The sequence below is a fragment of the Kribbella qitaiheensis genome, assembly GCF_014217565.1.
GTDB lineage: Bacteria > Actinomycetota > Actinomycetes > Propionibacteriales > Kribbellaceae > Kribbella > Kribbella qitaiheensis_A.
The window spans coordinates 689678-703243 of record NZ_CP043661.1 but is presented as its reverse complement, the minus strand read 5'-3'; the positions used below and the strand labels follow the sequence as shown (position 1 = coordinate 703243).

Below are 13566 nucleotides of genomic sequence, written 5' to 3'. Positions count from 1 at the left end.
CCTACCGACCACACCGTTAGGTTGAGATTCCGCTTCAGTCTCCGCACGAGCAGTCCTCGCTTGCCCCCGATCGAGTACGTCTTTCGACGTAAGTGGGGAGAGCGGGAACTAGCCGTCTGCCGGACGTCGAGTGTCGCCACGATCTCTAGCGTCGCAGGCATGATCGAGATCAGTGGGCTGACGAAGCGGTACGGCGATGTGGTGGTGGTCGACGGGCTGAGTTTCGAGGTGCGGCCGGGGCGGGTGACCGGGTTTCTCGGGCCGAACGGGGCGGGCAAGTCGACCACGATGCGGATTCTGCTGGGGCTGGCCAGAGCGTCGAGTGGAAGTGCGACGATCGACGGGCAGCTGTATTCGGAGCTGCGGGAGCCGCTGCGGCAAGTGGGGGCGTTGCTCGAGGCGACTCCGGTGCAGCGGGGGCGTACGGCGTACCGGCATCTGCTGGCGTTGGCGCAGACGCACGGGATCGCGGCGAGCAGGGTGGAGGAAGTGCTCGACCTGGTCGGGCTGACTTCGGTCGCCGGGCGCTCCTCGGCGGAGTTCTCGCTCGGGATGCGGCAGCGGCTCGGGGTCGCGGCTGTGCTGCTGGGTGAGCCGTCCACCTTGGTCCTCGACGAGCCGGCGAACGGACTCGATCCGGCCGGCGTGCATTGGCTGCGGAACTTGTTGCGGGATCAGGCCGCGGAGGGGCGGACGGTGTTCGTGTCGTCCCACCTGATCAGTGAGATGGCGTTGACCGCGGACCAGCTCGTGGTGGTCGGCCGCGGGCGGTTGCTGGCCGATCTGCCGATCGCCGAGCTCACCTCGGGCCACGCCTCACTCGAAGAGGCCTATCTCCAGCTGACCGGTGACTCGGTCGAGTTCTCGGGCGGTGCGCGATGATCGACGGGCCGGCCTTCCAGCGCGTACTCCGGTCCGAAGGGACCAAGCTGTCCTCGACGAACTGGGCCGTGCTGATCGCGCTGCCGGTGGTTTTCAGCGCGTTGTCCGGCTGGATCGGCCACACCAATCACGCCCGGCCGACCGATCCCACTCTCAGTGTGGGTGGCGGCTTCCTGCTGTTCGCGGTGGCGGTCGGGGTGTTCGGGCTGACGATGATGAGCGGCGAGTTCCAGTCCGGCGTGATCCGGGCGACGTTCACCGCAGTACCGCGGCGCCTGCCGGTGTTGTGGGCGAAGGCCGTGGTTCTCGTCGTCGTGGCGACGCCCGCATTGCTCTTCGGATACTTTGGTGCGTTCCTCACCTATCAGGCCTTCACGGACAGCGCCCTCCGCCTTTCGCTGGGGGATCCGGGGATTGTCCGGTCGTTGTTCGGAGCAGTCGGCGCGACGGTGGCCGCCGGACTGATGGCACTCGCGTTGGGAACGCTGCTCCGCAGTACCGCGGGCGCCCTGTCGGCGTACGTGCTCGTTCTGGTGGTTCTGCCGTCGGTGCTGCTGTCGGCGTTGCCCGCGTCGTTCCAGGGCGTGTTGCCGTACTTCCCCACCCTCGCTCTTCAGGGCATGTTCCGGAACGCGTCGGAGGCGATGGTCCAGGTCGGGGACGCACCGGACGTGATGCTCTCCCCCGGCGTCTCGAGCGTGGTGGTCCTCGGGTGGGTCATCCTGATGCTGGCGTGGGCCGCGGCGCTACTGCGCCGCCGGGACATCTGAAACCGCGACGAAGGTGAAGATCCGTTGACCAACCACCGGAGAACCCGATGACCAGTCATTGGTGGAACCCAGGCCGTCCGGGGAGCCGTCAGTGGGTGATCCAGCCGCCGCGGTTGGTGGACACCTGCCTGACGGTGCTGCTCGCGCTGATCGTGCTCCCGGCGACGGTCGGCGGGTCGAACGCGTCCGGCGCGATCGGGCCAGGGCCCGGTGTCGCCGGGCCGACGTGGCTGCTGTTCGCCGCTGTCCACCTGCCGCTGATCTGGCGGCGGCGTGCCCCGGTCACTGTGTTCTGGTCGGTGCTCGCCCTGGTCGGCCTCTGCGTCGTCCTCAATGTCCCAGGGGTCTATCTGGTCTTCGCCCCGCTCTTCGCCCTGTACGGCGTTGCGCGGTACGCCCGGATGATCCAGTTGTGGCCCGCCCTCGCAGCGGTCCTGAGCGCGGTCGTCGTGGCGACGCTGACCAGTAGCGGCCAGCTGTCGACCTTGATCGGGATCGGCTCGATCGTGGCCGCCACCTGTTTGCTCGCGATCTCCTTGCGTTTGCGGGAGAAGGCGGATCGCGAGAGAGCGCGACATCTTCAGCAAGAGCTCGACGCGAGGGCGCGGATCGCGGTGGTAGCCGAGCGGACGCAGCTCGCGCGGGAGGTGCACGATGTCGTCGCCCACAACCTCGCGGTCATGGTCGCGCTGGCGGACGGGGCAGCCGCCACCGCCGGTAGCGATCCCGAGCAGGCGACCGAGCTGATGCGGCAGTCGTCGATCACCGGGCGGGCAGCGCTGTCCGAGATGCGGCGGATGGTCGGCGTACTGCGTGATGGGCACTCGCGCGCACCACAGCCGGGCCTCGGCGACCTGGACGAGTTGGTCGCTCAGGTGCGTGATGCCGGGCTGCAGGTCGAGCTGAGCGTCGTCGGAGAACACGAGGAAGCGCTCTCTCCCGGCGCCGGGGTGATCATCTATCGCATCGTGCAAGAGGCGCTCACCAACACCCTCAAGCACGCCGGTCCCAAGGCTCGCGCCGAGGTCCGTCTCCTCCGTACGCCGGACAGCGTCGACCTCACCATCACCGACGACGGCGCCGGCGCTCCCCCTCGCCCGACCACCCCCGGCGGCCACGGCCTCCTAGGCATCACCGAACGAGCCACCACCTACGGCGGCACCATCCGATCCGGCCCCACCACCCCCACCGGCTGGCACCTGACCGCCCACCTCCCCCACACTCCCGACCCACCTGCCCTGCCTTCACCTCAACCAGACCTTTCGAGTGAGAAGGCGGTGCGGGCGTGATTCGGGTCTTGCTTGCCGATGATCAAGCTCTGCTGCGGCTGGGGTTCAGGGCGTTTCTCAACCAGGAGCCTGATCTCGAGGTGGTCGGAGAGGCCGGGAACGGGCAGGAAGCGCTCTCTCTGACCAGAACGCTCGCCCCGGACGTGGTGCTGATGGACGTCCGGATGCCGGTTCTGGACGGGATCGAGGCGACCCGGCAGATCGTCGCGTCCGGTTCGCCCGCCAAGATCTTGGTGCTGACGACCTTCGACCTCGACGAGTACGTGTACGCCGCTCTTCGCGCCGGCGCCTCCGGGTTTCTGATCAAGGACGCGCTCCCCGCCGATCTCATCAACGGCATCCGGGTCGTCGCGAGCGGCGCGGCAGCAGTCGCGCCCGCGGTCACCCGGCGGCTGATCGAGAAGTTCACCCCACACCTGCCTGAGCCCGCGCGACCGCCGGCCGAAGAGCCGCTCGAAAGCTTCACCGAGCGAGAACGCGAGATCCTCCTCGAGATCGCCCGCGGCAGGTCGAACCGCGAGATCGCCGAGCAGCTCTACATCTCCGAGCCCACGGTGAAGGTCCATGTCAGCCGGATCCTCACCAAACTCGGCCTGCGCGATCGAGCCCAGGTCATCGTCCATGCCTACGAGACCGGCATCGTCCGCCCAAGATCACCGTAGTACGGGCCAACCATTTCCCGCTCTCATCGCGTCCCGGCGGACCGCCCGTTCGACGAAGAGCCGCCCGGGAAGAAATCTCCCCGGGCGGCTCTTCGGTACTGGAGCTGCGTGCCGGCTGTCAGCTCTCCGGCGTCGCGATGGGCGTGCCCTGCCGTGCGGTGCCGGTTTTCGGAGCTTCGCCGCCCGCCTGGTTCTCCGGGAAGTGGCAGGCCGCCTGATGTCCCGGGGCCAGTTGGAGCAAGGGCGGTTCGACCGTCTTGCAGATGTCCTGCGCCTTCCAGCAGCGGGTGTGGAAGCGGCAGGCCGGCGGCGGATTGATCGGGCTGGGGACGTCGCCCTGGAGCCGGATCCGCTCTCGGCCGCCCTTCCCCTTGGTGTCCGGGATCGGTACTGCGGACAGCAGCGCCAACGTGTACGGGTGCATCGGCTTCTCGTACAGGCTGACCCGGTCGGCGATCTCGACGATCTTGCCCAGGTACATCACCGCGACTCGGTCCGACACGTGCCGGACGACCGACAGGTCGTGCGCGATCATCACGTAGGTCAGGTTGAACTCTTCCTGCAGGTCTTCCAGCAGGTTGACCACTTGGGCCTGGATCGAGACGTCCAGCGCCGAGACCGGCTCGTCGGCCACGATCAGCTTCGGCCGCAGCGCCAACGTTCGGGCGATCCCGATCCGCTGCCGCTGACCGCCGGAGAACTCGTGCGGGTACCGGTTGTAGTGCTCCGGGCTCAGGCCGACCAGTTCCAGCAGCTCCTGCACCGCCTTCTTGGTGCCGCCCGGAGTCTTCACGTTCTGCAGCTTGAAAGGGGCGCCGACGATCTTGCCGACCGTATGGCGGGGGTTCAATGAGCCGTACGGGTCCTGGAAGATCATCTGTACGTCCTTGCGGAGCGGACGCATCCGGCCCTCGGACAGATGGCTGATGTCGCGGCCTTCGAAGACGATCGTGCCGTCGGTCGGCTCCAGCAGACGGGTCAGCAACCGGCCGGTGGTCGTCTTGCCACAGCCGGACTCCCCCACCAGCGAGAACGTCTCGCCCCTGGTAACGGTGAAGTCGAGGCCGTCGACCGCCTGGACCGCACCGGTCTGGCGCTGCAGCAGGCCCTTCCGGATCGCGAAGTGCTTCTTCAGACCCGTGACCGCGAGCAGCTCCTCGCCCACGGGCGGGGTCGCGGTGCCCGATTCGGTGTCAGTAATGGTCACAGTGGCGCTCCGTCGTTCCCAGATTCGGCAGTCATGGTTCGAGCCCGCACAGCTTCGGCGTTCACAGCTTCGGCTTGATGTCGGTCTCCCAGGCGTGCTTGCGTTGCTCGGGCGACAGGTGACAGGCAACTTGGTGTCCGCCGCCGATGTCGAGCAGCTCCGGCACCTCGGTCTCGCTGGCACCGCCGTTCAGGTGCGCGTAGTTGCAGCGCGGGTTGAACGCGCAGCCCGGCGGCACGTTGATGAGGCTCGGCGGCGTGCCCTTGATCGGGATCAGCCGCTCGGTCCGTTCCTTGTCGATCCGTGGCATCGAGCCGAGCAGGCCCCAGGTGTAGGGGTGCTGCGGCCGGTCGAAGATGTCCTGGGCCGTGCCGTACTCGATCGCGCGGCCGGCGTACATCACCTGGATGTCATCGGCCAGCTCGGCGACCACGCCGAGGTCGTGGGTGATGATGATCACGGCGGAGTTGAACTCGTTCTGCAGATCCCGGATCAGGTCCAGGATCTGCGCCTGCACGGTGACGTCGAGCGCCGTGGTCGGCTCGTCGGCGATCAGCAGGTCGGGGTCGCAGGACAGTGCCATCGCGATCATCGCGCGCTGCCGCATCCCGCCGGAGAACTCATGCGGGTAGGCGTCGACGCGCTTGTCCGGCTGCGGGATGCCGACCCGGTCGAGCATCTCGACCGCGTGCTTGCGGGCGACCGCCTTGGTCACCTTGTTGTGCACCCGGTAGGCCTCGATGATCTGGGCGCCGACCGTGTAGTACGGGTGCATCGCCGACAGCGGGTCCTGGAAGATCATCGCCATCCGCTTGCCGCGGAGCAGCCGCACCTCTTCGCGGCTCGAGCTGATCAGGTCCTGCCCGTCCAGCAGCACCTCGCCCGAGATCCGCGCAGTACCGGCCTTGTGCAGGCCCATGATCGACAGGCTGGTGACGCTCTTGCCGGAGCCGGACTCGCCGACGATACCGAGCGTCTTGCCCCGGTCCAGGCTGAAGGACAACCCGTCGACGGACTTGACCACACCGTCGTCGGTCGGGAAGTGCACCCGCAGGTCGCGGACCTGCAGGAAGGCGTTGTTCCTGGTGGGTGCGCTGTTCTCGGTCACTGGAGCCGCACTCTCGGGTCGACGACGGCGTACAGCATGTCGACGACCAGGTTGGAGATCACGATGAAGAAGGCCGCGAGCAAGGTGACGCCCATGATCTTCGGCATGTCCTGGTCGGAGATGCCGGTGACCGCGTACTTGCCCAGACCGTTCAGGCTGAACACCTTCTCGGTCAGGACCGCGCCGCCGAGCAGCAGGCCGAGGTCGAGACCGAAGATCGTCAGGATCGGCGTGAGCGCGGCGCGCAGGCCGTGCCGGACCACGACGACGTTCTCCTTCAGGCCCTTCGCCCGGGCCGTCCGGATGTAGTCCTCGTTCATCGTCTCGAGCATGCCGGCCCGGGTCAGCCGCGCGTACTGCGCCGAGAACAGGAACGCGAGGGTGATCCAGGGCAGCAGCAGCGACTGGGCCCATGCGAGGGGGTTCTCGGTGATCGGCACATAGCTGCCGCCACCCTTGAACCAGCCGAATTTGTAACTCAGGAAGGTCAGCGACATCAGACCGGTCCAGAAGATCGGCATCGAGACGCCGGCCAGCGCCAGCGTCATCGCGGCCCGGTCGAACAGCGAGCCTCTTCGCAGCGCGGACAGGACGCCGATCGAAACGCCGCCCAGCAACCAGAGGACCGACGCCCCGGCGGCCAGTGACAACGTCACCGGCGCTCTGTCGAGCAGGTCCGGCCAGACCGGTTGCCGGGTGATGAACGAGTAGCCCAGACAGGGCGCCGGGCAGTGCTCGATCTCGGTGCCCATGTCGTAGCTCTCACCGACGAAGATGCCCTTCGCCCAGTTGCCGTACTGGACGGCGATCGGGTCGTAAAAACCGAGGTTCTCTGCGGTCAGCTTGACGGTCTCGGCCGTCGCGGTCCGACCGACGTACCTGGTCGCGAGGGTCTCCGGCGTCGCGCCGGCCAGCCTCGGAACCAGATAGAAGATCGAGAACGTGATGACGCTCACGATGAAGAGCAGACCAACGGCGGCGATCAGCCGCCGGATGATGTATGTGACCACGGACCTCGGCGTCGGTGGCCGGTCCGGAATCGACTTCCGGACCGGCCACCAAGTGCCTTCACCTACCTAATCTGAAGAAGACGGACGAGTTACGGCTTGCCCAGCGACAGGTAGTCGTACATGCCGAACTGCGGGTTGACGAACACGTTGGTCAGGTTCTTGCCCCGCAGCAACAGGCTCTTGGCGTAGACGCCCGGGTAGATGACTGCCTGCTCCATCACCTTCTGGTCGATCACGGCCCAGTCACCCTCGCGCTTGGCGGTGTCGAGCTCACCCTGCGCCTCATCCAGCAGCTTGTCGACCTCGGGGATCCGCACGCTGGTGTTCGACGAACCGCCGGTCTCGCGGATGACGCGGGAGTCGGTGATCTGGGACAGGAAGCCGTAGCCGTCGTTCCAGTCCGCACCCCAGCCGTTGACGGCCAGGCCGAGACCGTTCTTCGCCACGTACGGCGGGTTGCCGGCGTAGGTGGAGAAGTAGTCCTTCTTCGGGAAGCCCTTCGGGGTGATCTTGATACCGATCTTGGCCAGCTGCTGCTGGAACGCCTCGGCGGTCGCCTTCTCCTTCGGCCGCTCGTTGCGGTAGGAGATGCTGGTCGAGAAGCCGTTCGGCTGACCGCACTTGGTCAGCGACTCCTTGGCCTTGGCCAGGTCACCCTTGCTGTCCGGCGTCGTGTACAGGTCGAACTGCTTGTAGCCCGGGATGATCGGCGGCAGCAGGGTGGTGGCCAGCGCACCGCCGGCGAACTCGCCGCCGTACGCGGTCTGGTAGGACGTCTTGTCCATCGCGTACTCGATGGCCTTGCGGCACTCGATGTTGTCGAACGGCTTCACCGTCGGGTTGATCGAGGTGTACCAGAGCCGGCCCAGCGTCGGGTTGTCGGCACGGGCCTTCAGCGCCGGGTCACCCAGCACCCGGCTCTGGGTGGCGGCGGTGACACCGGTGCCCGCGAGGGCGATGTCCACGTCACCGGAGATCAGCCGGTTGTCGATGTCCTCGGCGTCGACGTTCATCTGCATGTCGACGCCGTCCGGCAATGCCTTGCGGTTCGGGTCCGTCGCCGGGTCCCAGTTCGGGTTGCGCTTGAGCGTGTAGCTCTTGCCATCGGCGTACGACGCGAACATGTACGGGCCGGAGGAGATGACGTGCTGCTTCTGCTTCGCGCCCTGGTCCGTCGCGGCCGGGACCGGAACGGACTGCGGCGTCATCGCCAGGTAGTCGAATCCCGCGAAGGCCGTCTTCAGGTGGAACACGATGGTGTTGTCGTCCGGCGTCGAGATCGCCGAGTCCGTGTTCATGCCCTTGGACTTGTACGGGCCCGCCCAGCCGGCCGGCCAGTTGAGCATCGAGTCGAAGTACGCCGGGCCGTCCGGGAAGACGGTCTTGTCCGTGGACCGCTCGACGCCGTACTTCACGTCCTTCGACGTGATGACGGTGCCGTCCTCGAACTTGACGCCCTTGCGGATCTTGTAGGTCCAGGTCTTGCCGCCGTCGGTCGCCTTGCCGACGTCCTCGGCCAGGTCGCCGACAAGCTTGTTGCTGGCATCGCCCGGGGCGACCGTGAACATGGTCAGCGCGCGGCTGTACAGCCGGACCATGTCCCACTGGCTGCCGTAGTAGGTGTCGCCGGTGTCGACCGAGTCCGGGGCGCTCTCGTCCGCGAACTTGACGATGCCACCCTTCTTGTCCGAGGCGTTGAACACCTTGGTCATCGCTGCGTTGAACTCAGCCTTCGCGGTGTCACCGCCCGACGAGCCGCCGCTGTTGTTGTCGCTACCGCCACAGGCAGAAAGCGACAGAGCGAGCACCACGGTAGCGGCGATCGCTGTCTTGATTCGTCTGGTGTTCATCGTTTCCGATCCACCCCTTCTTCTCAGGAGCCAAGTCAAACCGGGGACTACTTGATGGAACTAACGGGCCTTCGGGTCGAGGGCGTCGCGCAGACCGTCCCCGAACAGGTTGAAGGCCAGCACAGTGATGAAGATGGCCAGGCCGGGCCACAACATGAAGTGCGGCAGGGTGTAGAAGTTCACGGCGTCCGAAAGCATGCCGCCCCAGGACGCCGTCGGCGGGCGGATTCCGACGCCCAGGAAGGACAGCGCCGCCTCGAACAGGATGTTGGTCGGGATCAGCAGCGTCGCGTACACCAGGATCGGGCCGAGCAGGTTCGGCAGCAGTTCGGTGAACAGGATGTACGGCCGCTTGGCGCCGAGGCTCCGGGCGGCGTCGATGTACTCCCGTTCGCGCAGTGACAACGTCTGACCGCGGATGATCCGGCCGATGTAAGGCCAGTTGAAGAACCCGACGATGAAGATCAGCAGGCAGATCCGCAGTGTGTTGCCCTTCAGGCCGAAAGCCTCGTCCGGCATCACGCCGGCCAGCGCGATCGCGAAGACCAGCAGCGGGAAGGCCAGGAAGATGTCCATCAGGCGGCTGATGACGGCATCCACCCAGCCGCCGAAGAAGCCGGCCACGATGCCCATCGTGGTGCCGATCGCCACCGACAGGAGGGTGGCGAAGAACGCGATCAGCAACGAGATCCGGGAGCCGTAGACGACCCGGCTGAAGATGTCGCGGCCGTTGACGGGCTCCAGGCCCATCAGATGGTCCTTGCTGATGCCGCCGAACTTGCCGATCGGGGCCAGCGTGCCGCCCTTGGTGTCGATCAGGTTCTGGTGGAACTCGTTCGGCGGGCTACCGAGCAGCTTCACGATCAACGGCGCGAAGACCGCCATCAGGATGAGCAACACGACCACGACGGCGCCGGCCATCGCGACCTTGTCCCGCTTCAGGCGCGTCCAGGAGATCCGCCACAGCGAGCGACCCTCGATCCGGGTGGTGCCCTGCAAGATGGCTTCCGGATCTCCCGCCGCCGCTCCCCCGGGTTCGACCTCGAGTGGTGTGGTCACGCGATAGCTACCCCTGTCCGATGTGTTGTTCCGCCAGCCGCTCGCAGCGGCTGCCGCCTAAACCTGCCGCCATTACGTTGCGGAGTCAAACTCCGGAATGGGTGCGTTGCCCGATCGTGATGACTAGGAAATCGTCCCGTATCGTGGACGTCCGGCAGTAAACCATGCCGTGGCACCACGCGTCGCGGAAGGATCGCGGAGCGTTACTTGCGCAGTGACGAGAAGTACACGAAAGACAGCGGATTCAGCGTTGCCGCGACGTTTTTGATGTCCTTGCCCGCGACGACGGTCAGCCGACCCTGCCAGCTGGGCAGAGCCGGTACGTCGTGGGCCAGCACCCGCTGCAGGTTCTCCAGTAACTCTTCGCGATCAAGCTGGTTCTGCTCAGCGATTTCCTGATCCATCAGCTTGTTCGCGTTCTGCGACCGGTAGGCGTTCTGGAACACCGCGCCCTCACGCACGATCGGCACCAGATAGTCGTCGCTGTCCGGGTACTCCGGGGTCCAGCCGGCGTGGTAGAGATCAAACGTTCCAGCTTTCACCAGCTGCTGGTACTGCGGCCACTCGACGCCGCGGAGGTTCACCTTGAAGAGCCCGGAGGCCTCCAGCTGGCGCTTCACCTCTATCGCCTCGGCCTTCGCTCCTGGGCCGTAGTGGGTCGGGGTCCAGCCGAGCGTCAACGTGACCACTCCGGTCAGACCTCCGTCGCGGAGGATCATGGTCGCCGCCGCCTTGTTCGGCTCCTTGTACTCCGCCTTGAAGGCGTCGACATGGCCGCCGAACCCTGGCGGGATCACGGAGTACAAGGGCGTGACGTGATCTGCGTACGCCTTCTTGACCAGCGTCGCCCGATCCAGGAGCTGCGCGACGGCCCGGCGTACGGCAGGTCTTCGGGCGGTGGCCGACTTGAAGTTGAAGGAGAAGAACCGCGTCTCCGCGGACTCCGCCTCGACCACCTGGACCTTGTCCCCCGACCGGAGCTTGTCCAGGTCGGTCGGCCCGAATCCGTGCAGCGCGACATCGGCCTTGCCGCTCGTCACCGCTTGGGTCAGCGCGGCCGAGTCGGCCACCGTGTTCAGCTCGACACCGCCGTTCAGCGCCCCGCGCGCCCCGCGGTACCCGGTGAACTTGGTCAGCACAGCCTGACGGCCTGCCTTGTACGACGTGAGCTCGTACGGGCCGCTGCCCATCGCGGTGTCGTTGAGCAGCTTCGACGTCGGGTAGAACTCCTCGTCGAGGATCGAGGCGGCCGTGATGGTGAGCAGGTACGGCAGTCGCGCGTCCGGTCGCTTGAGGTTGAACACGGCCGTCAGCTCGTCGGGCGTGGTCACCGACGCGACCGAGGTGAACAGAGCGGCCGGGCCGCCGGGCGTCTTCAGCTTGAGCATCCGGTCGAAGCTGAACTTCACGTCCGACGACGTCAGTTCGTGCCCGTTCGGGAAGGTGAGGTCCTTTTTCAGGCTGCAGGTGTAGATCGTCGGGGCGTCGTACTGGCAGTCGGCCGCGTCCGGGACCGGCGTCGGCTTGTCCGGGGTGATCGTCAGCAGGGTCTGGAAGATGTTCGCCTGCAGGGTCCGCGAGCCGATCTCGTACGGCCCGGCCGGGTCCAGCGAGGTGACGGCGTCGGTCGTCGCGACCTTGAGGACCGTCTGCTTCGGCGGAGGTGGAGTGCCGCCCTGGCTGACCGGGTGATCGTTCTTCCCGCACCCGGCGAGCAGTACGGCCAGTGACCCCACCAGCACGCCGGCTACCGCCCGGCGCTTCACCGCTATCACCAATTCCACCCTCTCGACTTCGCGACCCCACCCGTGGCCACGGTTACCCCGGAGGGCCCCGAAACGCTACCTCCCGACCATCGCCGGCACCAAAGACGGTACTGCGCGACAGGCGCATCTCCTCCGTGAGGTTCAGGCCAGCAGGTCGCGCAGAGTTTGGGGAGTGAACTGTTCGAGCGACTCGGCGACCAACCGGCGCGGTGCCGCGGGGATGGTGACCCATTGCGGCACGGCGATCACGAACGCGCCGGCCGCAGTACCGGAGGCTGTGCCGCCCGGCGAATCCTCGATCACGATGCAGTCGGCCGGATCGACCTTCAGCTCGCGGGCCGCCGTGAGATAGGGCTCGGGATGCGGCTTGCCGTTGGTGACCTCGTCGCCCGCCACGATCACGTCGTACAGGTCAGGTGGCAGGTGCGAGAGCACGGCGTCGATCATGACGCGGTACGACGCGGAGACCAGCGCGCACGGGATGCCTTCGGCGTTGAGCGCCTGCAACAGCTCGACAGCGCCCGGGCGGAACTCGACCTCTTCCTTCAAGGTCCCGACCACCTCGCCGTACATCCGCTCGGCCAGTTCTTCCCGCTCGATCGCGCCGGCCGGGATCCGTGCCATCCACGCATCGACCGCATCACTCAGATCGCTGCCGACCAGGTTGACGCAGTCCTCGAGCGTCCAGATCGCGCCCAGCCCGGCGAGTAACTCCAGCTGCACCCGGGCCCAGACGGGCTCCGAATCCACCAGCGTGCCGTCCATGTCCCAAAGCACCGCTCGAAGGGTCATGTCCTAAGTTTCCCTTGCTGCTGTCAGCCGCCGTACGGCGGGTCCGGTCCGGATCGGCTCGACACTTCCGCCGGGCGTGAAAGCACCGGCGTCGGGTGGGTGATGGACGTAGGCTGGCACCCTGCTCCCGGCCGGGCCGGGAGCTCCTCAGACGACTAGGACAAGGGGGTGGCGGGAGTGGTAGATCTCGCGAACCTGAGGGACCCGGTCGTGATCGCCGCGTTCGAGGGTTGGAACGACGCCGCCGAGGCGGCCACCGGCGCAGTCGACCATCTCATCGACGAGTGGGAGGCCGAGCTCGTCACGGCGATCGACCCGGAGGACTACTACGACTTCCAGGTCAACCGGCCGCAGGTCGGCTTCGACTCCGACGGCGTCCGCCGGCTCACCTGGCCGACCACCCGGATCTTCCTGGCCCGGCCGACCGACACCGGCCGCGACGTCCTGCTGATCCGCGGTATCGAGCCGAACATGCGCTGGCGCGGATTCTGCCGCGAACTCCTCGAACTGGTCGACGACTCGAACGCCCAGCTGGTGGTCGTCCTCGGCGCCCTGCTCGCCGACGCCCCGCACACCCGCCCGATCCCGGTCAGCGCGTCGTCGTCCGACCCCGAACTCACCGCCAACTGGAGCCTGGAGCCGTCCACCTACGAAGGCCCCACCGGCATCACCGGCGTCTTCGCCGACCTCTGCGGCACCCTCGGCGTACCGTCGGTCTCCATCTGGTCCGCGATCCCCCACTACATCGCCGGCACCCCTTGCCCGAAGGCGTCCCTGGCCCTGTTGGGCAAGCTCGAGGCCCTTCTGGACCTTCCCATCCCCGAAGGCGACCTCCCCGAACTCGCCCGCGCCTGGCAACGAGGCGCCGACGAACTCAGCGAAGAAGACCCCGAGGTCGCCGAGTACGTCCAGTCCCTCGAAGAACAACGCGAAACCACCGACCTCCCGGAGGCTTCGGGCGACGCGATAGCGGCCGAGTTCGAACGGTATCTGCGGCGGCGCAACACGGATCGTCCCGAATAACCTCGTACGCCGAAGGCCGCGTCACCCCTCCTTCATCGGCCGGTCATCCCACTACGCGGCTCCTACATCGCAGCTGGAACCAGCGGTGCGGCGCACCTGTTCGTCGGGGCGGCTGGCCCGGGTTCGTGGGGTGGGTGAGGTGGTCCGG

The 13566-nt window shown here is 66.9% G+C and carries 12 protein-coding genes; 5 read left to right on the top strand and 7 right to left on the bottom strand.

Annotated elements, in window-relative coordinates; genetic code table 11:
* Positions 1 to 159: 159 nt before the first annotated feature.
* Genes F1D05_RS03000 through F1D05_RS02985 form a run of 4 tightly spaced genes read left to right on the top strand, consistent with a single transcriptional unit; the run spans position 160 to position 3603 of the window.
* Positions 160 to 882 (top strand): ABC transporter ATP-binding protein, encoded by a 723-nt coding sequence (locus F1D05_RS03000; RefSeq protein ID WP_185445897.1) that lies wholly within the window; start codon positions 160 to 162, stop codon positions 880 to 882.
* Positions 879 to 1652: an ABC transporter permease subunit gene (locus tag F1D05_RS02995; RefSeq protein WP_185445896.1), complete on the top strand. Its 774-nt coding sequence runs from the start codon at positions 879 to 881 to the stop codon at positions 1650 to 1652. Before F1D05_RS03000 ends, F1D05_RS02995 begins: the two co-directional genes overlap by 4 nt.
* Positions 1653 to 1699: 47 nt before the next feature.
* The gene (locus tag F1D05_RS02990; RefSeq protein WP_185445895.1) at positions 1700 to 2941 is read left to right on the top strand and encodes a sensor histidine kinase; all 1242 of its coding nucleotides are present in this window, start codon (positions 1700 to 1702) and stop codon (positions 2939 to 2941) included.
* Positions 2938 to 3603: a response regulator gene (locus F1D05_RS02985; protein WP_185445894.1), complete on the top strand. Its 666-nt coding sequence runs from the start codon at positions 2938 to 2940 to the stop codon at positions 3601 to 3603. Before F1D05_RS02990 ends, F1D05_RS02985 begins: the two co-directional genes overlap by 4 nt.
* 118 nt (positions 3604 to 3721) lie before the next feature.
* On the opposite strand, the gene F1D05_RS02980 is transcribed toward F1D05_RS02985, so the two are convergent.
* The 7 genes from F1D05_RS02980 to F1D05_RS02950 all read right to left on the bottom strand — a co-directional run bounded on the left by F1D05_RS02980 (position 3722) and on the right by F1D05_RS02950 (position 12395).
* Entirely contained in the window at positions 3722 to 4804 is a 1083-nt protein-coding gene (locus tag F1D05_RS02980) for an ABC transporter ATP-binding protein (RefSeq protein WP_185448962.1), read from the bottom strand.
* A gap of 67 nt (positions 4805 to 4871) precedes the next feature.
* Positions 4872 to 5918, bottom strand: a complete 1047-nt coding sequence (locus F1D05_RS02975; protein WP_185445893.1) for an ABC transporter ATP-binding protein — start codon at positions 5916 to 5918, stop codon at positions 4872 to 4874.
* Positions 5915 to 6928, bottom strand: coding sequence for an ABC transporter permease (locus F1D05_RS02970; RefSeq protein WP_185445892.1), 1014 nt, complete (start codon positions 6926 to 6928; stop codon positions 5915 to 5917). Before F1D05_RS02970 ends, F1D05_RS02975 begins: the two co-directional genes overlap by 4 nt.
* A gap of 89 nt (positions 6929 to 7017) precedes the next feature.
* The gene (locus tag F1D05_RS02965; protein WP_185445891.1) at positions 7018 to 8778 is read right to left on the bottom strand and encodes an ABC transporter substrate-binding protein; all 1761 of its coding nucleotides are present in this window, start codon (positions 8776 to 8778) and stop codon (positions 7018 to 7020) included.
* A gap of 60 nt (positions 8779 to 8838) precedes the next feature.
* Positions 8839 to 9837 carry an ABC transporter permease gene (locus tag F1D05_RS02960; protein WP_185445890.1) on the bottom strand — a complete coding sequence of 333 codons (999 nt, stop codon included), beginning with the start codon at positions 9835 to 9837 and terminating at the stop codon, positions 8839 to 8841.
* A 203-nt stretch (positions 9838 to 10040) separates the two neighbouring features.
* Positions 10041 to 11612 carry an ABC transporter substrate-binding protein gene (locus F1D05_RS02955; RefSeq protein WP_185445889.1) on the bottom strand — a complete coding sequence of 524 codons (1572 nt, stop codon included), beginning with the start codon at positions 11610 to 11612 and terminating at the stop codon, positions 10041 to 10043.
* Positions 11613 to 11744: 132 nt separating this feature from the next.
* On the bottom strand, positions 11745 to 12395 hold the full coding sequence (locus F1D05_RS02950; RefSeq protein WP_185445888.1) for an HAD family hydrolase: 651 nt from the start codon (positions 12393 to 12395) through the stop codon (positions 11745 to 11747).
* A gap of 177 nt (positions 12396 to 12572) precedes the next feature.
* Here F1D05_RS02950 and F1D05_RS02945 point away from each other — a divergent pair, with 177 nt between their 5' ends.
* On the top strand, positions 12573 to 13418 hold the full coding sequence (locus F1D05_RS02945; RefSeq protein WP_185448961.1) for a PAC2 family protein: 846 nt from the start codon (positions 12573 to 12575) through the stop codon (positions 13416 to 13418).
* Positions 13419 to 13566 lie beyond the last annotated feature (148 nt).

What these genes read in the sequence shown, in the direction of transcription:
- F1D05_RS02965 (WP_185445891.1), bottom strand. Translation starts at nt 8,778, where the DNA reads ATGAACACCAGACGAATCAAGACAGCGATCGCCGCTACCGTGGTGCTC.
- F1D05_RS03000 (WP_185445897.1), top strand. Translation starts at nt 160, where the DNA reads ATGATCGAGATCAGTGGGCTGACGAAGCGGTACGGCGATGTGGTGGTG.
- F1D05_RS02990 (WP_185445895.1), top strand. Translation starts at nt 1,700, where the DNA reads ATGACCAGTCATTGGTGGAACCCAGGCCGTCCGGGGAGCCGTCAGTGG.
- F1D05_RS02950 (WP_185445888.1), bottom strand. Translation starts at nt 12,395, where the DNA reads ATGACCCTTCGAGCGGTGCTTTGGGACATGGACGGCACGCTGGTGGAT.
- F1D05_RS02995 (WP_185445896.1), top strand. Translation starts at nt 879, where the DNA reads ATGATCGACGGGCCGGCCTTCCAGCGCGTACTCCGGTCCGAAGGGACC.